Origin of the sequence: Sphingosinithalassobacter tenebrarum (assembly GCF_011057975.1) — a bacterium.
Taxonomy (GTDB): domain Bacteria; phylum Pseudomonadota; class Alphaproteobacteria; order Sphingomonadales; family Sphingomonadaceae; genus Sphingomonas; species Sphingomonas tenebrarum.
In genome coordinates this window covers 2,744,079-2,764,808 of record NZ_CP049109.1, presented here as the reverse complement: position 1 = coordinate 2,764,808, position 20,730 = coordinate 2,744,079, and the positions used below count along the sequence as shown (strand labels likewise).

Here is a 20,730-nt window from a genome sequence, read left to right as displayed (position 1 = left end):
CCGACAGTCCCTTACTTGTTCACGTCGACGACGATGCGGCCGCGCACCTTGCCGTCGATCAGGTCGCCCGCCGCGCCGATCGCGTCGGACAGGCCGATTTCCTTGCCCGCGATCAGTTCGAGCAGGCTCGGATCGAGATCCTTGGCGAGGCGATCCCAGGCCGGCTTGCGCGCGTCACGCGGTGCCATCACGCTGTCGACGCCGAGCAGCGAAACGCCGCGCAGGATGAACGGCATGACCGTGGTCTTGAGGTCGGCGCCCTGGGCGAGACCGCAGCAGGCGACGCTGCCGCAATATTTGGTCTGCGCAAGGACGTTGGCGAGCGTGTTGCTGCCCACCGAGTCCACCGCACCGGCCCAGCGTTCCTTCTGGAAAGGCTTGCCCGGCTCGCTCAGTTCCTCGCGCGCGATGGTCGAGGAAGCGCCGAGCTTGGTGAGATAGTCGCTTTCCGAAGCCTTGCCGGTCGCGGCAACGACCGTGAATCCTGCCTTGGCGAGCAGCGCGACGGCAACGCTGCCGACGCCGCCGGTGGCACCCGTCACCAGCACTTCGCCCTGGTCGGGCGTGACGCCCGCCTTGACCAGCGCCTCGACGCACAGCGCGGCAGTGTAGCCGGCGGTGCCGATCGACATCGCCTGGGCGGGCGAGAAGCTTTCGGGAAGCGCGATCAGCCACTCGCTCTTGAGCTTCGCCTTCTGCGCCAGGCCGCCCCAATGGGTTTCGCCGACGCCCCAGCCATTCAGCACCACCTTGTCGCCCGGCTTCCATTCGCTACCGGTGGTTTCGGTGACGGTGCCGACCAGGTCGATGCCCGGGACCATCGGCCATTTGCGCACGACGGGACCCTTGCCGGTGATGGCGAGGCCGTCCTTATAGTTGAGCGTGGAATATTCGACGGCGATGGTGACATCGCCTTCGGGCAGGTCCGCCTCGTCGATCTGGGCGACTTCGACCTTCTGACCGTCGTCGTCCTTCGAAATCAGGATGCCGGAGAACATGCGTACCTCAATCGTTGCTGCCCGGCGCGATGCCGGCGGGAATTGCGAAGGCCGGACATTTCGTCCGCAAACCGGCCGGGCAAATGCATCACGTGGAGCACGCGATTCGTCCGCTCCGACCGATTACCTGACCGCAGGCTAAGCCGGGCCGCCCGGGGATTGTCAACTTGAGCCGGAGCCTCCACGCGGATCGCCTGCAATATGTACATAGTGCAGCAACTATCGGAAATAGCAGGGAAAAGTAGGAAAGCTCGCGGTCAGGCCGCCGATGATACCACTTCGAACGGCTCCATCGGACCTTCCGAACCCCGGATGCATCGCTGTACCGATCTATCGAGCAGCCCGATGAGCGCCTGCGGATCGATTTCGTGATTGGTCTGGAAGACGAAGCCGATTGCCATCGGCTGTTCCCCCGGCGCGACGGGCAGCAGCACCGACACCATCTGCGCATCGCTGTCGAACCCGGCGGGGCCGACGGCATGTGCGTCATGCCCATGTTCGGCGACCTGCCGCACCATCTCGGCATAGCTGAACTTGCGGTCCTCGGCGGCCTCGGCATTGAGGCGCCGGATCAGGCCGTCGCGGCGATCCGCGCGCAGCGTCGAGAGCAGCAGGCGGCCGCCGGCGGATTCGAACAGCGGTTCCTGCGCGCCGCTGCACAGCGACGTATCGGCGCCGGGAGAGAATTTGCTGCCCGGGCTCCAGCGGAACACCTGGGCGTTGAGACCGACCATGCCGAGCAGCACCACGCCCAGCCCGGTCTGCGCCACCAGCCGGTCGATCAGCGTGGCGAGGCGCCCGTCGCGCACCATCTGCGGCTGAGTGATCGAACCCAGGATCGCCGCACGCGGAGTCAGCGTGTAGGAGCGCGAACCCGGATCCTTGTAGAGCAGGCCCAGCTCGACAAGGCTGGCAAGCAGTTCCGAAGTGCTGGATTGCGGCCGATTATAGCGGCGCACGATATCCATCACCGTTACTTCGCGACGCTGATCGTCGAAGAACTCCAGAACCTCGATGACCCGCCGCGCGGTCTTCGCCTTGTTTCCGTCGAGCACCGTAGCCATCGCTCTCCTCCATTTTTGTGACAGCATGCGCATCGCCGGGGCGTTGTCAACAAAAACTGAGACGGTCTCGTTTTGTGAGCAGATGCAAAAATTTCTCCGATTTCCGGGAAATTTGTAGGTTAGCGGTAACATAAGTTTCGGGCTTGGCGTGGATTGCCGGCTATGTAACGCCGACCGCGGCTCGGCTTCGGCCGAGGTCGTGAAAATCAGGCGGTGCGGCAGGCCGTTTTCGCGGCACGATACGAAACAGAAATTGCTGCAATGCAGCATGGCATGCGAGGCCCGGACCAATGGTTGAGGAGGGACTGCGGATTGATCCGAATCGGATGGCGGGAGGCTGGCCGGACCTGCCGATAGCGTTCGTTGCGCTCGACACAGGGCCGCTGGAAATGCCGCCGCTCCCGCCCTATCCGGTTGTCGGGATCGGCGATCCGGGGCATCCGTCGGGGCGCCGGCTGGATGCGGTGGTCGAGCCGCCCGTTTCGCTCGCGGGGCTGGCGGCATCGGCGCGGGCCAATCCGCTCGCGGCGTCGGCGGCGATGCGGTTGCTGCGGCGCATCGATGCGATGCCGGTCGACGCGGCGATCGAGCAGGAATCGCTGGCCTATGGCGCGCTTCAGGCGGGGGCGGAGCATGCCGCCTGGCTCGCGAGGCGCGAGGTGGCACCGCAGCCGCCCGGGAGGCTCCACGTGACACGCACGGGCAACCTGCTCGAACTGGTGCTCGATCGACCGCAGGCACGCAACGCAATCGACCGCGTGATGCGCGATGCACTGTTCGAGGCATTCACTGTCGCCGAGCTCGATCGCGATATCGAACGCGTGACGCTGCGTGCGGCCGGGCCGGCGTTCAGCATGGGCGGCGACCTCGCGGAGTTCGGCACGACGCGCGACCCGGACGTGGCGCATGCGATCCGCATGCAGACGCTGCCCGCGATCCCGTTGTCGCGGCGGGCGGATATCTATCATGTCCATATTCAGGGCGGATGCGTCGGTGCGGGGCTGGAGCTTGCGGCATTCGCAGCGCGTGTCACGGCGTCGCCGCGCGCCTGGTTTCAGCTGCCCGAGCTGGCGATGGGGCTGATTCCGGGGGCAGGGGGCTGCGTCTCGGTGCCGCGCCGGATCGGACGACAACGTGCGGGGCTGATGATCCTTTCGGGCAAGCGCATCAATGCGCGGACGGCTCTAGACTGGGGCCTGATCGACGCTATCGAAGATCTGCCGCCCGTCGACCCAGCTCGCGCGGACTCCGACTGACGCGAGGTCCTCGCGCGCCGCCGCCCACGGCCGGTCGAGCATGCAGAGATCGGCGGGGGCACCGGGCGTGATCCGCCGCCGCTCGCCGAGCGCTTGCGGCGCGGCGAGATAGAGGCCGAGTGCTTCCTCCGGCGTCAGCGCCTCGTTCGGCCCGATCATCGCGCCGCTCGGCGTTTGTCGCGACACGGCGGCCGCCATCGCTGCCCACGGATCGGTGCCGCCATAGGGCGCGTCGCTGCCCCCCGCGAGCGGCACGCCCGCATCGTGAAATGCGCGTAGGCGATAGAGCAAAGGCTGATCGCGCGGATCGACATCGGCGCGATAGGCGTCGCCCCGCTCGGCGACGAAATGCGGCTGGCTGACCACCGCGAGCCCCAGCCGCGCGATTTCGGCAACGGCAGTGTCGGGCGAGACCGAGGCATGTTCGATACGGTCGCCGGGGATCGTGCCGGCCGCGCCGAAGGCGGCGAGGGTGAAGACCAGTTCGACTTCGGTCGCGCAATGCACGGCGACGACGCGCCCCTGATCGTGCGCGGTCCGCATGAAGGCGAGGGCAGCGTCGAAATCGGGCAGATCGGCTTCGTGGAGATGCAGCTTGGCCGGGCCGAGCGTGATGCCCCGCGCCATTGCCGCCTGCGCCAGCTCCAGCTTTCCGGCGAGCAGCACCTTTTGCGGCAGGGCGTCGTGCGCCCGTTCGGCGGCGAAATGCCGTGCCATCGCATCGTCGTTGGCGGGCGAGATTTCGGTGAGCCCGGTCACCCCGCGCGCCGCCAGCATCGCGCCGACCTGCGCGAAGCGCGGCGGTTGCGCGCCCAGCGCGGCGCGCAGCCAGCCGTCTTCGTCGAACAGACGCCCGGTAAAGCGTCCGGCCTCGCGTTCCATTCCCGGCGGCGCGTCTCGGTCCGCGAGCAGCAAGTCGAGCGCGGCGCTGTTCAGGAACCACATCCGCCCCGAACGATGCTGGATGCGCACAGGCCGATCGGGCGCGATCGCGTCGAGCGAACCGGCATCGAGCATGCCCGCGACGCTTTCGTGATAGCCGACGCCGCGCAGCCAGCCGCCGCCGGATCGGCCCAACGCCGCCGCCAGTGCCTCGGCATCGGTCACGTCGGGTGGGCCGCACGGCACCGATGCCAGCCCGGCGGCAGTGGCGGCGACATGAATGTGATGATCGTGCAGGCCGGGCAGCAGCAGCGCGCCGCCTGCGTCGATCACGGGCTCGCCGGGGCGCATCGTCAGCGGGCCGACCTCGCCGATGTGGTCGCCATCGATACGGATGTCACAAACCGTGCCGTTTTCGAGTTCGGCATTGCGGATCAGCATGACGCGAGTCCTGCCGCCAGTCGCCGCGTATCGGCACCGCGCGGTGCCACCGCTCGGGCCGATCGGCGCGTGACGCCGGGGAAGGGCTTGCCCTCGGCCGCGCGCCACGCACGGAGCAATGCCGTGAGCGTTTCCGGGCCATCCGCGTTGGCCTGCCCCAGCGCCTCTGCCGTCACCCCGCGCATCGACAGGCCGAAGCGCCCGCCGTGCCCTGTCTGCCATAGGTCCCACGCCACCGAAGCGGCACGAATGCCGGTCAGCGGATCGGCAACGGCGTCGCCGGCGAAGCCGCTCGCGCCGCTGGCGGCACGCAGTTCGGCGGAAAGCCCTGCCGCCACGCCGCAATCGTCGCCGAAGCCGACCCAGTCGGCCGCGTCGCCGCGCGCGCCGTGGCCGGTGATCGTCAGCCAGATCAGCCCCGGCTGCCCGGCGACGAGTGCAGCGGCATCGATTCCCAGTTGGCGCAACGCACGCGGCCGCGCCGCTTCAACGATGATATCGGCCTGCGCGATCAGCCCCATCAGCGCGCGCCGTCCTTCCGCCGCCTTCAGGTCAAGCGAAATGCTCGCCTTGCCTTGGTTGAGCAGCGCGAACAGCGCCGGATCGCCTTCGCGCATGGCATCGGGGCGGGTGTCGCTTTCGACCTTCACGACGTCTGCGCCCGCCAGCCACAGCAGATGCCCGGCCAGCGGACCGGCCCACAGCGCCGACAGGTCGATCACGCGGGGCGGGCGGTCGGCACCTGCCCGGCTTTTGCCTTCGACGAGTCTCTGAACGGCCGGGCAGGGAGGGGCGGGCTCGGTCTCGGCTGCGATCGCCAGCCCCATCTCGCGGCCGCGCGCCACCAGCGCCGGGGCTTCACATTGCGCGACCTGCCCCGTGATCGCGGTGTCATCGGCAGGATCGAATGCCTGTTCGAACAGCGCGGGCAGCAATTCACGATCGCTCTCTCGCGCCAGATTGAGCGCGACCACGCCGTCCGCCGCCTCGTACAGCCGACATCCGCCGCCGGGAGAAACCCGGCCCGGCACGGCAAAGCCGTTCAGCATCGCCCGCTCGCCCAGCAACGTCGCGCCGTCGAGCGCCGCGATCGCCTCCGAACCGGTAGCCTGCGCAAGCGCCTTCACCCACCCGTCGGCGACATCCGCCAGCGGAATGGTGAGCGGCATCAGAACAGCTTCTTGACCTCGCGGCGCAGCAGCTTGCCCATTTCGTTATAGGGCAGCGCCTCGACGAAGACGATGCGCTCGGGCACGCGCGAGGAGCGCAGGCGATCCTTGACGAGCTTGCACAGTTCCTCCTCGCCCGGCTGGCTGCAATCGACCTTGCACGCGATCGCGACGCCCACCGCCTCGCCCCATTCGACCGAGGGGATGGCGACTGCCGCGCAATCGCCGACTGCGCCATGCGTAAGCAGCACGTCCTCGATCTCGCCCGGCGAGATATTCTCGCCGCCGCGCACGATCACGTCGTCGGCGCGGCCCGCGAGGAACAGATAGCCTTCCTCGTCGAGATAGCCCGCGTCGCGCGTCGGAAACCAGCCTTCGGCGTCGAGCGCGCTGCGTTCGCGATATTCGCCCGAAACCTGATCGCCGCGGACATAGATTTCGCCGCGCTCACCCGCGGGCAGCTTCCTGCCTTCTTCGTCGCGGATTTCGAGTTCGACCGTGGGCAGCGGCTTGCCCACAGAGGCGAGCCGGGCGCGGGCGGCGGGATCGCTCGCCTGATGCGCCGCGCGATGCTCGTCGGGGCCGAGCAGCGCGACGGTCGAGCTGGTTTCGGTAAGGCCGTATGCGTTGGTGAAATTGGTCTGCGGAAACAGGTCGAGCGCGCGCGAGATCAGTTCGAGCGGCATCTTGCCGCCCCCGTACGCAATCGCGCGCAGCGAGCTGACGTCCGCCTTCACCCCCGCATCCATCCGCCCGATGATGCGCGAGAGCATCGTCGGCACGACGAAGGCATTGGTGACATGCTCGTCCTCGATCAGCTTCAGCCACACATCGGGATCGAAGGCAGGAAGCAGCACGATCTTGCGCATCGCATAGATCGAGCTCATCAGCGCCGAAATGCCCGCGATATGATAGGGCGGCACGCTCACCAGCGCTGCTTCGCTTTCGTCCGCCGACATGAATTCGACGGTGCCGAGGATATAGCCGAGCAGGTTCGAATGGCGCAGGATCGCCGCCTTGGGCGCTGCCGTGGTGCCGCTGGTGAACAGCTGCACCGCGACCGTCTCTTCGGTCTCTTCCAGCTCGGGACCGTCCGCCTTGGCCTGCGCTTCGGCGACGAAATCCATTCGGCCGAACAGCGTGTGCCCGCCATCGCCGTTCAGCCGCGTCACGCGATCGGTGTCGCCGATCACATAGGCCGGGGCGATGCGGCCGAGCAGCGCGCCCAGATCCGCGTCCGCCAGACGATAGTTGAGCGGCACATAGGGAATGCCGGCCAGCGCCGCGCCGAACAGCGCGATCGGCGCCGCTTCGCTGCTTTCGTCGAGCAGCGCGATATGCGTCGCGCCGCTTTCGCGCATGCTGCGCGCGGCGCCCTGCGCGGCCTTCCACAGCGCGTCATAGGTCCAGCGGCGGTCTTCGCAGACCAAAGCTTCGCGATCCGGCGCCGCATCGGCGGCCATCTGCAGCAGCAGCGAGATGTTCATGGGGCGTGGCTCAGTCCGACGAAGGCAGCGGCTTGGCGTCCTTGGGCGCGAGCGCCGCGCCGTTGTACGACAGCGAACCCTTGCCCGCCTTCACGCACAGCAGTTCGATCGTGTTGTCGGCGTCGACATAGCGCTTGCCGATCTTGGTGCCCTCGGCAAAGGCCGGGTCGATTTCGCCGGGCGTGTCGGGCTTGGTCTCGACCATCGGCGCGCCGCCGCATGCGACTTCGCCTTCGCCCGCGCGGATCACCATCACTTCGGTGTCGCAGACGCTGCTCTTGAGCTTGGTTCCTGGCTTCATATTATCCTCAAACCATTTTTGGCGCCGCATGCGCGGCTTTCTTCATTGGCCTACTACAGCCAATGGGGTGGGCGGCAAGGGACCGCCCGAGGGGCATCGCGCCAACGATGTAAACCGCACCGCAAGGGCGATATCACCCGCGCCTTGCTTGCCCGCTTCGCATGCGCTTTGCAAAGGCTGGAGCAAGAGCCGTGAGTCCGCGACGGGCGCCGGCGGGAAATCATAGCCTGACAGGAGAGCATATGCGCATCGATTCGTCCCTTTCGGCCATCGTTACCGGCGGTGCCTCGGGCCTCGGGCTGGCGACCGTGAAGGCGCTGCGTGAAGCCGGCGTCAAGGTCGCGATCTTCGATCTCAATCCCGAAAGCGGGGAAGCCGCCGCCGCCGAAACCGGTGCGATCTTCTGCGAATGCGACGTGCTGTCGGACGAAAGCGTCGACGCCGCCTTCGCCAAGGCGCGCGAAGCCAACGGGCAGGAGCGGGCGCTGGTCACTTGCGCGGGCGGCGGCAACGCGATCCCGACAGTGAAGCGCGACAAGGAAACCGGCGAGATCAAATTCTTCCCGGCCGACAAGTTCGAATGGGTGCTGAAGCTCAACACCGTCGGCACTTTCCGCTGCGTCACCCGCTCGGCAGCGGGCATGATGACCCTCGATCCCATCGACGGCGAACGCGGCGTGGTGGTGAACACCGCATCGGCGGCGGCGACCGACGGGCAGATGGGGCAGGCGGCCTATTCGGCGGCGAAGGCGGGCATTGTCGGCATGACGCTGCCGATCGCGCGCGATCTTTCGCGCGAGGCGATTCGCGTGCTGACGATCCAGCCGGGCATTTTCGCGACGCCGCCGATGCAGCGCGCGCCGCAGCAGATGCTCGACGCGCTCGGCGCCTCGGTGCTCTTCCCCAAGCGGCTCGGCGCGCCGGAGGAATATGCCAGCCTCGCGCTCGAAATGATCCGCAACGGTTATATGAACGGCGAAACGGTGCGGCTCGACGGCGGCATCCGCATGCAGCCGCGCTGAGGCCAGAGACACACTTTCGGACATCCACTTCGTCATTCCCGCCAAGGCGGGAATCCAGCTGCCTTTTCGCTGAGTCTCGTTGCCTTTCGAAGAAGAAGCTGGATCCCCGCCTTCGCGGGGATGACGGTGACTATGCAAAGAGTACTGAGCCGGCTTAGCGAGTCGCCGCTCAACCGTTCTGTTTTGGGTCTGCCCGCTCTTTTTATATTGCGCCGCAGCATCACAGCTTCTTGCGCTTTCGAAACGAATGTCTGCCACGATTCCGGCCTGCCCGCGCATGCCGGAATTTTTTCGCTGCGGTGCGGCAAAGGTCTTGACGACTCGCTCCGTCAATACTAACCTTGCTTAGTATTTAGCGGGCAGTCGGATTCGGCCGCCCTGCCAGTAACTGGAGGAAAGACCCATGAAGAAGCTGCTGCCGCTCGTTATCGCATCGCTCGCCGTCGCCACGCCCGCCGCCGCGCAGGCACAGGATCCGACGCCGACCGAGGAAACCACCACCGCCGTCGCCGCCACCGAAGGCACGATGATCTATGATGCGTCGGGCCGTCGCCTGGGCTCGGTCTATGCTGTCGGTGAAGACGGCTCGGCCCAGATCCTGTATCGCGGCAAGAAGGTCGTGATCCCGGCGGAAACGCTTTCGGAAGCCGACGGCAAGCTGCTCACCAGCATGAGCCGCGCCGACGTCGCGCGCGCACGCTGATCGCACACAGCTCCGCGGGGGAGCATGTAAAGGGCGGGGGCCTCTCCGGCGAATTGCCGGGGCGGCGCCCGCCCTTCGCTTTTGCGGGCGCGGCAGTGCCACGCATGCGGGACCAAGGTTCCTGCGCCGATATTCCGCGATCGCTTATCCGCAGGCGGCGTTGCGCTCGGCCTCGCGCGCTTCGGAGATATTGGCCGACATCCGTTCGAGCAGCCCGGCGAGCATTTCCAGCTCGTCCTCGCTGATGCCTTCGAACGCTTCGTTTTCCTGTTCCGATGCGATCTCGCCGAGCCGTTCGAGCACCGGCGTCGCCGCAGGCGTCAGATAGACGCAATGCGCCCGTCGGTCGCCTTCATTGGCGCGGCGTTCGAGATAGCCGTCCTGGCACAGGCGCTCGATCAGCCGCCCGGCGGTGACTTCGGTGACTTCGAGTATCTCGGCGATCAGCCGCTGCGTCGCGCCGGGATGGCGGGACACGACGGCGATCACGCCGAACTTGGCCCGCGAGAGCCCCTGATTTTCGACACTCTGATCGAACCGCCGCCCCAGCTGCCGGGCAAGGATCGTCAGCTTGAGCGCGACGACACGCTTGGGATTGTCCATGTGCGCCGGTGCCAGTTCGGTCTCCAATCGACCACTCCCACAGATAAGCGTGTTACACGCGCTCGATAATGATTGCCGGCGCCATGCCGCCCGCCGCGCACATGGTGATCAGTCCGCGCTTCAGCCCTTGCCGCTCGAGTTCGTCGACGACCGTGCCGATCAGCACCGCGCCCGTCGCCCCGATGGGATGGCCCAGCGCGATGGCGCCGCCGTTGACGTTGATCTTCTCGCGGTCGATGCCGAGCTCGCGGATGAATTTCTCCACCACCACGGCGAAAGCCTCATTGACTTCCCACAGGTCGATATCGTCGGGGGTAAGGCCTGCCTTCGCAAGGATTTTCTTTGCCGCCGGCACCGGTGCGTCGAGCATCAGCGTCGGGTCGCCGCCCATATTGGCCATCGCGACGATCTTCGCACGCGGTTTCCAGCCATGTTTGTCGGCATAGTCCTTCGATGCGAGCAGCAGCGCAGCCGCGCCGTCGACCACGCCGGACGACGTGCCGACATGGTGGAGCGGCTGGATATCGAGATCGGGATAGACCTTGTTGACCAGCTGACGGAAAGTCGGCCCGCCGGGCATCGATGGCATGTCGGCGATCGCTTCGAATGCGGGCTTCATTTCGGCGAGCGTCTCGATCGTCGTGCCCGGGCGCGGATATTGCTCCTTGTCGAGGATCACCGTGCCGTCGTCGGCGATCACCGGCACCAGCGACTTGTCGAACCGGCCCTCGGCCATCGCGAGAGCGGCGCGGCGCTGGCTTTCGACGCCGAATGCATCCAGATCGGCGCGCGTAATGCCCGCAATGGCGGCGATCGCATCGGCGCACACGCCCTGGTTCGACTGCGGATATTTCTCGGCCAGGCGCATGTTGCCGGTGCCCAGGCCGCCCGGCGTGTTCAGCTTCGCGGCGCGCAACTCCATGCCATAGCTGGTGACATGCGACATCATTTCGGTGCCGCCGGAAACGACGACGTCTTCCATGCCCGAAAGGATCTGCCCCGCGGCGAAATTGGTCGCGGTCAGGCCGCTGCCGCAGAAGCGATCGAGCGTCACGCCGCTGACCATCGGATCATAGCCCGCGTCGAGCGCGGCCATGCGGCCCATATCGCCGCCCTGAAGCCCGAATTGCGCGCTGGTGCCCCAGATCACGTCGTCGACATCCTTCGTGTCGATATCGTTGCGGTCCTTGAGCGCCTTCAGCACCGTGGCGGCGAGATGCTGGGGGTGCATGCCCGAATAGGCGCCCTTGCCGGGTTTGCCGATGGCGCGGGGCGTGCGGACGGCGTCGATGATATAGGCTTCGGGCATTCCATCCTCCGGTTCGGTGGCGCATTTTTTTACGGCACCGGTGCTGCATTTGCGTTCGAAATGCTATCGAAGGCCGGGCGCCCGGTTGCAAGCAAGGGCGCGTCGGGAGGCATCGCCCTGCCGATCATTTTTTGCTGGTGCATCGGCTTGGCGGCTGCTTCCTTTCATTAGGAGCCGGCGCGGCGGCGATTCATCGCCGGGCGATACTGTAGCTAAGGAGGGGTTCGTGCCGAAAGTTGGCATCATCAGTGCAAATTGGGGCGCGGTCGCGCATCTTCCCGCGTGGCGCGCATTGCCGGGGGTCGAAGTCACGGCGATCTGTACCTCGCGTCAGGAAACGGCAGAGGCCGCAGCCGAGCGATTCGGCTTTCCCCGCGCCTTCTGGAACGCGGAGGAAATGATCGCCGATCCCGATATCGACATCATCGACATCGGCACCCGGCCCAGCATCCGCCATTCGATGGTGCTCGCCGCGCTGGCGGCGAAGAAGCACATCTATAACGGCATTCCCTTTTCGGCGGACGTCGATCGCGCCCGGGCGCTGCATCGCGCGTGGAAAGGCAGCGAAAGCGTCGCGATCGTCGACGCCTATTCGCAATGGCTGCCCGCGCCGCGCATGGCCAAGCGGATGATCGACGACGGGTTCCTCGGTCAGCCCTTCGGCGGCAACTGCATCTTCAATCTGGGGCTGTTCAACACGCCGCACCCGGCTTTCCCGTACAACTGGTTCGCAGAGGGCGGGCATGGCGTTTCGGCGATGCGCAATCTGGGCAGCCACATGCTGCACATGCTCGTTTCGCTGCTCGGCGAGGTCGACGAAGTGATGGCCGACGATTCGCAACTGCTCAAGGAATGGCGCTTCCCCGACGGATCGACGGTGACGCCGCAGAACAATGATTACGCCAATCTGCTGGTGCGTTTCCGCACCGGCATGCTGCTCCAGGTCCAGATTTCGTGGAGCGCCACGGTCGGGCGCGGGTTCCATGTCGATCTGTTCGGCAGCGGCGGGCGCATGGTGATGTCCGCGCCGAGCTTTCCCACCAGCCTCGGCACCACGCTTCATGCCGGCAAGCTGGGCGAGCGGACGATCGAGCCGGTCGAGATTCCCGACGAGCTGATGCGTCCCGAGGGGATCGATATCGCCCCCAACGTGCCGGTCGAAGCATCGCACGGCATGGCGATTTCGATGCAGAACATGGTTCGCGCGATCGAAGGCACGGCAACGCCCGCACCCGATTTCGGGCAGGCATGGGCCGTCGAGCGCGTACTCGAAGCGGCGCGCCGCTCGTCCGAATCGCGCCGCTGGGTAAAGGTCGACGATGTCGACTGACGCCGCCGACGCAGTGGAGGCGAAGCCCGATATCGGTGCCTTCGCACCGCTGCGTCAGCCGGTGTTCCGGCGCATCTGGTCGAGCAGCCTGCTGTCCAATTTCGGGCAGCTGATCCTCGGTGTCGGCGCGGCATGGGAAATGGCGCGGCTCACCAATGATTCGGCGGACATGGTCGCGCTGGTGCAGACCGCGCTGATGCTGCCGCTGATGCTGGTGGCAGTGCCCGCCGGCGCTATCGCGGACATGTTCGATCGCCGCAAGGTGGCGATGGCCGGGCTCGCCTTTGCCGTGGCGAGCGCAGGCACGCTCACCCTGCTCGCCTATTCGGGTGCCATCAGCCCGTGGATGCTGCTCGGCTTCTGTGCGCTGATCGGCGCGGGCGTGGCGCTCTATGCGCCTGCCTGGCAGGCTTCGATCCGCGAGCAGGTGACGCCCGATCAGCTTCCCGCCGCCGTCGCGCTGGGGTCGATCAGCTACAATGTCGCGCGCAGTTTCGGCCCCGCGATCGGCGGCGTGATCGTGATGGTGCTCGGCGCGAAAGCCGCGTTCGGGGTGAACGCGGTCTGCTATATTCCGCTACTCTTTTCCTTCTTCCTCTGGCGCCGCCCGCAGGTTCCTTCGCGGCTCCCGCCCGAGCGGATGGACCGCGCGATCGTCGCGGGTGCGCGCTATGCGATCCATTCGCCGCCGATCCGCACCGTCCTCATTCGCGCGCTGATCTTCGGACTGGTCGGCGCATCGGTGGCGGCGCTGACGCCGATCATCGCGCGCGAGATGCTGAACGGCACCGCAGGCACCTACGGCGTGCTGCTCGGCGTCTATGGCGTCGGCGCGGTGGCGGGCGCACTGACCACCAGCAACGTCCGTGAAAAGCTCAAGGCGGAAACCGCCGTAGCGCTCTGCGCGATCGTCAGCGGCATTGCCGTGATCGTGATGGGGCTCAGCCACTCGATGATCATCACCTGTCTTGCAATGGGTGTGTCGGGGGCGGCGTGGATGCTGCTCATTTCGCTGCTCAATGTCGGCGTGCAGCTTTCGGCGCCGCGCTGGGTGACGGCGCGCGCGCTTTCCTGGTTCCAGTCGGCGCTGACCGGCGGCATCGCGTTCGGCGCGGCGATCTGGGGCGCGGTGGCGAATCAACTCGGCGTCGGCGAGGCGATGGTCGTGTCGGGCGTGCTGACGATCGCCTCGGTCGCGATCGGCTTCATCCTGCCGGTTCCGCGCGTCGGCAATGACGAGCTCGAGACGATCGAGCTTGCCCATGAACCCGAAGTCGCGCTGGCGCTCACCCCGCGTTCGGGGCCGGTGGTGGTCGAGATCGACTATCGCGTCGATCCGGCCGAAGCGCGCAATTTCTACAATGCGATGCGCGACCTGATGCGCGCGCGCAAACGCAACGGCGCGTTCGACTGGTCGATCGCGCGCGACATTGCCGACCCGGAGCAATGGACCGAGCGCTATCACTGTCCCACCTGGGCGGATTATCTCCGCCTGCGTGAGCGCTTTACCGAGGCGGATCGCGCGCTGCAGGAAGCGGTCAATGCCTATATCACCGAGCCTTCGCGCGTCCGGCGCCGGCTCGAACGGCCGTTCGGTTCGGTCCGCTGGAGGGCGGATACGCCCGATCCGCATATCGATCCGATCACTGTCTATCCGAACTAACCCATTTCAGGAGAGATCCGCATGACCAAGACCGTCGCCGTAACCGGAGCCGCGGGCGCGCTGGGCAGCAAGACCATCGCCGTGCTCGCCGAGGCGGGCTGGAACGTCGTCGGCATCGATCTGGCCGACGTGCCGGGTGAGGGCGTCGCGCTCGCGCTGGGCGGTGTCGACCTGACCGACGAAGCCGCGATGACCGCCGCCGCCGATCGCATCCGCGGCGAAGTCGGCGCGCTCGACGCGCTGGTCAACATCGCGGGTGGCTTCGTCTGGGAAACACTGGCCGACGGCGCGCTGGCAAGCTGGGACCGGATGTACACGATGAACGTCAAGACCGCTGTCGTGACGACCCGCGCGTTGCTGCCGATGCTGCGCCAGGCGCAGGGCGCGATCGTCAATATCGGTGCCGCAGGTGCAGTGAAGGCGGGGATGGGAATGGGCGCCTATGGGGCGTCCAAGTCCGGCGTGATGCGCCTCACCGAAGCGCTCGCCGAGGAGCTGAAGGGCGAAGGGGTGCGCGTCAACGCGGTGCTGCCGAGCATCATCGACACGCCAACCAACCGCGCCGATATGCCCGACGCCGATTTCGGCGACTGGGTATCGCCGGAAAAGCTGGCGCAGGTGATCGCGTTCCTGCTGTCCGAGGGTGCGAGCGACATGACCGGGGCGCTGGTGCCGGTTACCGGGCGGGTCTGAGGCGCGCGCGCTCACCAATCAAAGACATCGTCACCCTGAGCTTGTTTCAGGGTCCACGCATCCACTTGCACGGACATCGCTTGTGGCACGGTGGATGCTGAAACGAGTTCAGCATGACGAGCCGGGTGTTGGCCTGGGGGCGCTCGCTATTCCCCCGCCAGCTTGTCCACAAATCCGAACACGGCGTCGTTGAATGCATCGTTGGCGTCGCCTGCCACCATGTGATGTGCGCCGGCGATGTCGGCATATTCGGCGTGCGGGACGAGCTCGAGAAACTCCTTCGCGCCTTCGTCGCTGACGATGCGGCTGCGCCCGCCGCGGACGAGCAGGGTGGGCACGGTGATCTGCCGCGCGGCGGCGGGCAGGTCGTGCGGCGGCGGGCCTTCCTCGGTGGGAATCCTGTTCATGTTCATGAACGCCGGGTCCCAATGCCAGTACCAGCGTCCGCCCCGCTGCCGCAGGTTGCGCGCGAGGCCGCTGGTATCCTTGGGGCGCGGCCGGTGCGGCAGATAGGCGGCGACCGCGTCGGCGGCTTCCTCGAGCGAGGCGAAGCCGTCCTCGGCGGAGCCCATGAAATCGACCACTTCGCGCGCGCCTTCCATCTCCACCTTGGCGGTGATGTCGACCAGGATCAGCGCGCGCAGCCGCTCGGCATGTTCGCCCGCGATCAGCATGCCGGTAAGCCCGCCCAGCGACGCGCCGACCACCACGGCCGGCTGCGGCAATTGCCTGAGCACTTCGATCAAATCGTCCGCGAATGCGTCGAGCGAATAGGCGCCGTCGGGCGCCCAGCCGCTGTCGCCATGACCGCGCATGTCGAGCGAGATCGCGCGATAGCCGCGCTTCGCCGCTTCGTGCAGCGCCTTGCCCCAGCTCTGCCGCGTCTGGCCGCTGCCGTGCAGGAAGAGGATCGGCATGCCGTCCTCCGGCCCCGTCGCATCGGCCACCAGCTCCACATCGGTGCCGCGAAAGCGCAGCAGTTCGACGCCGTTCCCGGCGGAAGTATCGCTCTCCATGCCAGTCGAATAGGCAGGCCGCCTGCGTCCGTAAAGGCGTAAGGCCGGCTGCGCGGCCATTGCATGCACAGGCAGATAATATCGCTGAGACGTGCTTTCCCCCGGGAGCCGCGCGCAATAGGTTCGCGGTAAAGACCAAAGACATGCCCAGCGAGAGAGATTCCCCATGAACGTGATGCGCGAAGCCGAACGCCCGATCACCGACCGCCCGGTGCGGATCGGCGTCGAAGCCTATACCTCGCCCGAATATGCGCGCGCCGAGGATGAGCGTCTGTGGGGTAAGGTGTGGCAGATCGCCTGCCGTGAAGAGGAAATCCCGAAGGTCGGCGATTATGTCACTTACGACATCATGGACGAATCGATCATCGTCGCGCGCGTCGCGGAGGATCGCATCGCCGCCTATTACAATGTCTGCCTGCATCGCGGCCGCCGGCTGACCGAAGGCTGCGGCCATACCAAGAAATTCGTCTGCAAGTTCCACGGCTGGAAATGGAATCTGCAGGGCGAGAATGTCGACTGCCTGATGCGCGAGGAGTGGGAAGGCGCGCTGACCGATGAAAATCTGCGCATGCAGCAGGTGCAGGTCGATACATGGGGCGGCTGGGTGTTCATCAACATGGATCCCGAAGCCGGGCCGCTGCGCGAATGGCTCGGCCATGCCGCCGACATGCTCGACCCGTTCGAACTCGGCAAGATGCGCTATCGCTGGCGCCAGTGGCTCAAATTCCCGTGCAACTGGAAAGTCGCGATGGAGGCATTTGTCGAGGGGTATCACGTTCCCGGCACGCATCCGCAGCTCACCAAATACGGCGCGAAATCGACCTGGAGCGAGGCGCATGGCCCGCACAGCGTATTCGGTCCGGCCGCGAAGAAAGGCTTCGGCGGCGCATCGGGCGGGATCAGCGCCGACGATATCGACATGCGCGTCGCGCTTGCCGAAACGATCGCGCAGCTCTGGGAGGAAGTGAACGCCACGACCACAAAGACGATCGTCGATGCCGCGCAGCGGCTGGTCGACGAACTGCCCGAGGATACGCCCGCGCAGCAGGTTTCGGCGCATATGATGATGTCGGCAATGAAGGACGATGCCGAACGCGGCGTCGAATGGCCGAAAATCCCGCCCGAACATTTCGCCAAGGCGGGAACGGTGTGGCACCTTTTCCCCAACAGCGTGATCATTCAGGGCCCGACCTTCGCGCTCTGCTATCGCGCGCGGCCCGACGGCGCCAATCCGAACAGCTGCATCTTCGAAGTCTATGTGATCGAACGGTTTCCCGAAGGCGAGGAGCCCAAACCCGAAAACGTCTATGTCGACCAGGAGCAGGAAGAGCGCTGGCGCAAGGTGCTGTGCCAGGATTTCGCGAACATGGAAGCGGTGCAGCAGGGCATCAAGTCGCGTGGTTTCCCCGGCGCACGCCCCAATCCGTTTCAGGAGCGCGGCGTCACCAATTTCCATCGCATGCTGGCCGAATATATGGGAACCGGCGCGCCCGAGCCCATCGCCTGACCGATCCAGGACATCGGCGTTCGTCGCCCGGCCTTGTTTCCGGGCGACGTTTGGTGCAACCGCGTCGATCAGACTTGCGTCGTGTTCCGGCGCAAGGCTAATCCTCCGCTCCCGGAGCCTTTCGTTTCTTATCAGTCAGAGGAAGTTTTCATGCCGCATCTGATCGTCGTCGATCGCGACGGTGCCGAACATCAGGTGGAGGCCGATGAAGGCCTGACGGTGATGGAAGTCATCCGGGACGCCGGTTTCGACGACTTGCTGGCCCTGTGCGGCGGCTGCTGCAGCTGCGCGACCTGCCATGTCCATGTCGATCCCGCCTTTGCCGAAAAGCTGCCGGAAATGAGCGAGGACGAGAATGACCTGCTCGACAGTTCCGAGCATCGCGATTCGCGCTCGCGCCTTTCCTGCCAGCTTCGATTCGGCCCCGCGCTCGACGGCATGAAGGTCACGATTGCCGAAGAGGACTAAGTAATTCCTCGCATTGCACGCTCCATGTTGCAACTGCACTCTCCTGAAACCCTGTTTCGTCCAAGCAAACTCAGCTTCGGCTCGAGAAGTTTCCGCAACTGCGAAAAGCTCTTGCCTTTGCTCGATTTTTCTTTTGGCGGATGGAGACTTTTGTGCCGCGTTGCGTTAATATGACAGTTGATGCTTTTTGGTATCTGGCTTTGCCTCCGGGCGAGTGAGGCTTTCAGGCATCACCTTGTTTGTTAACCGTCGCGGACGGGTCGTTCGGCTTCAGACCGAAAGCGGTCGCGATATGGGAGAAGATGATGGAAGGGATTGAATATAACAGCTCCCCCGTCACGGGGGAAAATCCGCCCCCCATGTTCGGGATCATGGTCGCGGTCGGCATTTCGCTGCTTTTCTGGGCATTGCTCGCCATCGTGCTTCTCTGACGAAGCGCGTTCGCGTCTGAACGGACGCTTTTCGGTTTCGCTTGCGGCCCTTCTGATACTAGACGGGCCGCAAGGAGAGACTGAATGAATTTCGATTTCGCGCTCGGCGAAACCGCCGACATGATCCGCGAGAGCACGGCACGCTTCGCCGCGGATCGCATTGCCCCGCTGGCTTCCAAAATCGACGACGAGGACTGGTTTCCTCGTGACCTGTGGCCCGAAATGGGCGCGCTCGGCCTGCACGGCATCACTGTCGAGGAAAGCGACGGAGGACTTGGCCTCGGCTATCTCGAACATGTCGTGGCGGTCGAGGAAGTCAGTCGCGCCTCGGCCTCGATCGGGCTCAGCTACGGCGCGCATTCCAATCTCTGCATCAATCAGATTCGTCGCTGGGCCAGCCCCGAGCAAAAGGCGAAATATTTGCCCAGGCTGATTTCCGGTGAACATGTCGGCAGTCTCGCAATGTCCGAAACCAACGCCGGATCGGACGTGGTGGGCATGAAACTGCGCGCCGAGAAGACCGATGGCGGCTATCTGCTCAACGGCACCAAGTTCTGGATCACCAACGCTCCCTATGCCGACACGCTGGTCGTCTATGCCAAGACGGGCGAGGGCGGGCGCGGCATCACCACCTTCCTGGTCGAAAAGGACATGCCCGGCTTTTCCATCGGTCAGAAGATCGACAAGATGGGCATGCGCGGGTCGCCGACCAGCGAGCTGGTGTTCGACGATTGCGAAGTGCCCGATGCCAATATCATGGGCCCGGTAGGCGGCGGCGTGGGCATCCTGATGAGCGGGCTCGACTATGAACGCACCGTGCTGGCGGGCATCCAGATCGGCGTGATGCAGGCATGCCTCGATGTCGTCCTGCCCTATGTCCGCGAGCGCCAGCAATTCGGCAAGCCAATCGGCAGCTTCCAGCTCATCCAGGCGAAGATCGCCGACATGTATGTCGCGCTCAATTCGGCGCGCGCCTATGTCTATGCCGTTGCGCGCGCCTGTGACGCCGGGCAGACGACGCGGCACGACGCGGCCGGCGCGATCCTGCTCGCCTCCGAAAATGCCTTCCGCGTCGCGGGTGAGGCGGTGCAGGCGCTGGGCGGCGCGGGCTATACCAAGGACTGGCCGGTCGAGCGCTTCCTGCGCGACGCCAAACTCCTCGATATCGGCGCGGGCACCAACGAAATCCGCCGCATGCTGATCGGGCGACAGCTCGTCGGAGGCTAAGCGACGCGGCAATCGTTTCGACTGCGTTCTTTTTGCCGTAACAGTGGCGATCTAGCCGGGCCGGAGCGTTTCCGCCCGCGCGCGGCAAGCAGGAGGTTTCGAGCAAAGATGCGCTATTTCCGAAGACAAGTGGCGGCAATTGCCGCGATGCTGCTATCCCTGTCCGGCGGCGGCGCCATCGCGCAGACGATCGAGCAGATTTCGGTCCATTCGCCTGCGATCGAAGGCAATCTGGAAGGCAACAGCGCCGACCGCGAGGTGTTCGTGCTGCTCCCGCCGGGCTATGACAGCGCGCCCGAGCGCCGGTATCCGGTCGTCTATTTCCTCCACGGCTTCACGGCACATGCCGCCACCTATGTCGAGCGCGGCGAGGCGCTGGAAGCCGCGAAGGCAGTGATGGCCGAAGGGCCGGAGCTGATTCTGGTCTTCCCGGACAGCTATACGCGGCACGGCGGATCGATGTATTCCACCTCGCCGACGACGGGCGATTTCGAAGGCTTCGTGACGCGGGACCTGATCGCCTATGTCGACTCGCACTACCGCACGATTGCGACGCGCGAAAGCCGAGGCCTCGCCGGGCATTCGATGGGCGGATACGGTACGCTCAAGCTCGGCATGAAATATCCCGACCTGTTCTCCAGCCTGTATGCCATGAGCCCCTGTTGCACCGCGCCGACGCCGATCACCGGCGAACAGGCCGCGCAACTGGCGCAGGTCACGCCCGAACAGGCGGACAACGCGCCCTTTTTTCTGCGTGCCGCACTGGCTTCGTTTGCCGCCTGGTCGCCCGCGCCGGACAAGCCGCCCTTCTTCTTTGATACCGGCGCGCAAGAGGACGGGACCGTGGACCCGATCGTCGTCGGCCGGCTCGCTGCCAATGCGCCCGAAGTGATGCTCCCCCAATATCTGCCTGCGCTGGCGCGTATGGAAGCGATCGGGATGGAAGTGGGCGACAGCGATTTCCTGATCGACGGCATCGTCGCGATGCATGAGGCGATGACGCGCTTCGGGCTCGCGCATGACTGGGAAGTCTATCAGGGTGATCACATGAATCGCCTGCCGGTGCGGTTCCGCGAAAAACTGCTGCCCTTTTTCCAGCAGCATCTCGACCAGCAATAGGGTGGGGCGGGCGCGGCCGATCGACCGCGCCCGCCCACTCC

20 protein-coding genes are annotated in these 20,730 nt (G+C 65.7%); 11 read left to right on the top strand and 9 right to left on the bottom strand.

Annotated elements, in window-relative coordinates; all coding sequences use genetic code 11:
- Positions 1 to 11: 11 nt before the first annotated feature.
- Entirely contained in the window at positions 12 to 998 is a 987-nt protein-coding gene (acuI, locus tag G5C33_RS13700; RefSeq protein WP_165327735.1) for an acrylyl-CoA reductase (NADPH), read from the bottom strand.
- Positions 999 to 1,255: 257 nt separating this feature from the next.
- Positions 1,256 to 2,062: a helix-turn-helix domain-containing protein gene (locus G5C33_RS13695; protein WP_165327734.1), complete on the bottom strand. Its 807-nt coding sequence runs from the start codon at positions 2,060 to 2,062 to the stop codon at positions 1,256 to 1,258.
- Between the two features lie 290 nt (positions 2,063 to 2,352).
- Between G5C33_RS13695 and G5C33_RS13690 the strand changes: the two genes are divergently transcribed.
- Complete coding sequence (locus G5C33_RS13690; protein WP_165327733.1) at positions 2,353 to 3,318, top strand: enoyl-CoA hydratase/isomerase family protein; 966 nt, start codon at positions 2,353 to 2,355, stop codon at positions 3,316 to 3,318.
- On the opposite strand, the gene G5C33_RS13685 is transcribed toward G5C33_RS13690, so the two are convergent.
- Genes G5C33_RS13685 through G5C33_RS13670 form a run of 4 tightly spaced genes read right to left on the bottom strand, consistent with a single transcriptional unit; the run spans position 3,247 to position 7,598 of the window.
- Entirely contained in the window at positions 3,247 to 4,641 is a 1,395-nt protein-coding gene (locus G5C33_RS13685) for an amidohydrolase family protein (RefSeq protein WP_165327732.1), read from the bottom strand. The two genes, G5C33_RS13690 and G5C33_RS13685, sit on opposite strands and share 72 nt — an antisense overlap.
- Positions 4,635 to 5,810: a CoA transferase gene (locus G5C33_RS13680; RefSeq protein WP_165327731.1), complete on the bottom strand. Its 1,176-nt coding sequence runs from the start codon at positions 5,808 to 5,810 to the stop codon at positions 4,635 to 4,637. Before G5C33_RS13680 ends, G5C33_RS13685 begins: the two co-directional genes overlap by 7 nt.
- Positions 5,810 to 7,297: a class I adenylate-forming enzyme family protein gene (locus G5C33_RS13675; RefSeq protein ID WP_165327730.1), complete on the bottom strand. Its 1,488-nt coding sequence runs from the start codon at positions 7,295 to 7,297 to the stop codon at positions 5,810 to 5,812. Before G5C33_RS13675 ends, G5C33_RS13680 begins: the two co-directional genes overlap by 1 nt.
- Before the next feature lie 10 nt (positions 7,298 to 7,307).
- Positions 7,308 to 7,598: a hypothetical protein gene (locus tag G5C33_RS13670; RefSeq protein WP_165327729.1), complete on the bottom strand. Its 291-nt coding sequence runs from the start codon at positions 7,596 to 7,598 to the stop codon at positions 7,308 to 7,310.
- A gap of 242 nt (positions 7,599 to 7,840) precedes the next feature.
- On the opposite strand from G5C33_RS13670, the gene G5C33_RS13665 reads away from it, so the two are divergent.
- Together G5C33_RS13665 and G5C33_RS13660 are read left to right on the top strand one after the other, a co-directional pair.
- Positions 7,841 to 8,620, top strand: coding sequence for an SDR family NAD(P)-dependent oxidoreductase (locus G5C33_RS13665; protein WP_165327728.1), 780 nt, complete (start codon positions 7,841 to 7,843; stop codon positions 8,618 to 8,620).
- 403 nt (positions 8,621 to 9,023) lie between these two features.
- Positions 9,024 to 9,323, top strand: coding sequence for a hypothetical protein (locus G5C33_RS13660; RefSeq protein WP_165327727.1), 300 nt, complete (start codon positions 9,024 to 9,026; stop codon positions 9,321 to 9,323).
- A gap of 144 nt (positions 9,324 to 9,467) precedes the next feature.
- Here G5C33_RS13660 and G5C33_RS13655 read toward each other — a convergent pair whose 3' ends face one another.
- Both G5C33_RS13655 and G5C33_RS13650 read right to left on the bottom strand, forming a co-directional pair.
- The gene (locus G5C33_RS13655) at positions 9,468 to 9,953 is read right to left on the bottom strand and encodes a MarR family winged helix-turn-helix transcriptional regulator (RefSeq protein ID WP_228275072.1); all 486 of its coding nucleotides are present in this window, start codon (positions 9,951 to 9,953) and stop codon (positions 9,468 to 9,470) included.
- Between the two features lie 25 nt (positions 9,954 to 9,978).
- Entirely contained in the window at positions 9,979 to 11,235 is a 1,257-nt protein-coding gene (locus G5C33_RS13650) for an acetyl-CoA C-acetyltransferase (protein WP_165327726.1), read from the bottom strand.
- A 226-nt stretch (positions 11,236 to 11,461) separates the two neighbouring features.
- On the opposite strand from G5C33_RS13650, the gene G5C33_RS13645 reads away from it, so the two are divergent.
- Genes G5C33_RS13645 through G5C33_RS13635 form a run of 3 tightly spaced genes read left to right on the top strand, consistent with a single transcriptional unit; the run spans position 11,462 to position 14,921 of the window.
- Entirely contained in the window at positions 11,462 to 12,565 is a 1,104-nt protein-coding gene (locus G5C33_RS13645) for a Gfo/Idh/MocA family protein (protein ID WP_165327725.1), read from the top strand.
- Positions 12,555 to 14,228, top strand: coding sequence for an MFS transporter (locus G5C33_RS13640; protein ID WP_165327724.1), 1,674 nt, complete (start codon positions 12,555 to 12,557; stop codon positions 14,226 to 14,228). The genes G5C33_RS13645 and G5C33_RS13640 overlap by 11 nt, the downstream gene beginning before the upstream one ends.
- 21 nt (positions 14,229 to 14,249) lie before the next feature.
- Entirely contained in the window at positions 14,250 to 14,921 is a 672-nt protein-coding gene (locus tag G5C33_RS13635; RefSeq protein WP_165327723.1) for an SDR family NAD(P)-dependent oxidoreductase, read from the top strand.
- 146 nt (positions 14,922 to 15,067) lie between these two features.
- On the opposite strand, the gene G5C33_RS13630 is transcribed toward G5C33_RS13635, so the two are convergent.
- Positions 15,068 to 15,937 (bottom strand): alpha/beta fold hydrolase, encoded by an 870-nt coding sequence (locus G5C33_RS13630; protein WP_165327722.1) that lies wholly within the window; start codon positions 15,935 to 15,937, stop codon positions 15,068 to 15,070.
- A 166-nt stretch (positions 15,938 to 16,103) separates the two neighbouring features.
- Here G5C33_RS13630 and G5C33_RS13625 point away from each other — a divergent pair, with 166 nt between their 5' ends.
- The 5 genes from G5C33_RS13625 (at position 16,104) to G5C33_RS13610 (ending at position 20,689) form a co-directional block, all read left to right on the top strand.
- Positions 16,104 to 17,444 (top strand): aromatic ring-hydroxylating oxygenase subunit alpha, encoded by a 1,341-nt coding sequence (locus G5C33_RS13625; RefSeq protein WP_165327721.1) that lies wholly within the window; start codon positions 16,104 to 16,106, stop codon positions 17,442 to 17,444.
- A gap of 150 nt (positions 17,445 to 17,594) precedes the next feature.
- Positions 17,595 to 17,912, top strand: a complete 318-nt coding sequence (locus G5C33_RS13620; protein ID WP_165327720.1) for a 2Fe-2S iron-sulfur cluster-binding protein — start codon at positions 17,595 to 17,597, stop codon at positions 17,910 to 17,912.
- 302 nt (positions 17,913 to 18,214) lie between these two features.
- Positions 18,215 to 18,343 carry a hypothetical protein gene (locus tag G5C33_RS19445; RefSeq protein ID WP_266095907.1) on the top strand — a complete coding sequence of 43 codons (129 nt, stop codon included), beginning with the start codon at positions 18,215 to 18,217 and terminating at the stop codon, positions 18,341 to 18,343.
- Positions 18,344 to 18,427: 84 nt separating this feature from the next.
- Entirely contained in the window at positions 18,428 to 19,570 is a 1,143-nt protein-coding gene (locus G5C33_RS13615; protein WP_165327719.1) for an isovaleryl-CoA dehydrogenase, read from the top strand.
- Between the two features lie 129 nt (positions 19,571 to 19,699).
- A complete protein-coding gene (locus G5C33_RS13610) occupies positions 19,700 to 20,689 on the top strand; it encodes an alpha/beta hydrolase (RefSeq protein ID WP_228275071.1) in 990 nt (329 codons plus the stop codon).
- Positions 20,690 to 20,730 lie beyond the last annotated feature (41 nt).